At 68.1% G+C, this 548-nt stretch carries 1 protein-coding gene; it reads right to left on the reverse strand.

Translation table 11 applies throughout. The features are described from left to right. A partial coding sequence (locus NKI61_RS32860) for an aminotransferase class III-fold pyridoxal phosphate-dependent enzyme (RefSeq protein WP_352842432.1) occupies positions 1-548 on the reverse strand: 548 nt, incomplete at both ends.

Raw genomic sequence — 548 nt, forward strand, 5'->3', positions numbered from 1 at the left:
TCGATCGGCCGCAGCGTGTCGGGATCGGCAACCATCTCGGCGCCGGTGAGCAGGCCTTTGCCTCGGACATCGGCGATGAACGGAAAACGCTTCGCCAGCCCTTTCAGCCCGTCCATCAGCACGTCGCCCATCGCGGCGGCATTGGCGATCAGGTCGAGGCGGTCCATCTCGCCGAGCACGGCGAGCCCGGCCGCGCAGGCGAGCGGATTGCCGGCATAGGTGTGGCCATGCTGGAAGCCGCCCGACGCCAGCAGCGGCTCGACCAGCCGCATCGGGGCGGCCAGCGCGCCGAGCGGCGCATAGCCGGAGCCAAGCCCCTTCGACAGCGCGACGATGTCGGGCTTGCAGTTCCAATGGTCGCCGCCAAGGAATTTTCCGGTGCGGCCGGCGCCGCTCATCACTTCATCATGGATGAGCAGGATGCCGTATCGGTCGCAGATCTCGCGGATACGCGGATAATAGCTGTCCGGTGCGACGAGGGCCGAAGTCGCCGCACCGCCGATCGGCTCCATGATGAAGGCGAGCACGCTGTCCGGGCCCTCGGCCTG

The sequence above is a fragment of the Mesorhizobium sp. M0514 genome (genome assembly GCF_040321145.1).
In the GTDB taxonomy this organism is placed as follows: Bacteria; Pseudomonadota; Alphaproteobacteria; order Rhizobiales; family Rhizobiaceae; genus Mesorhizobium.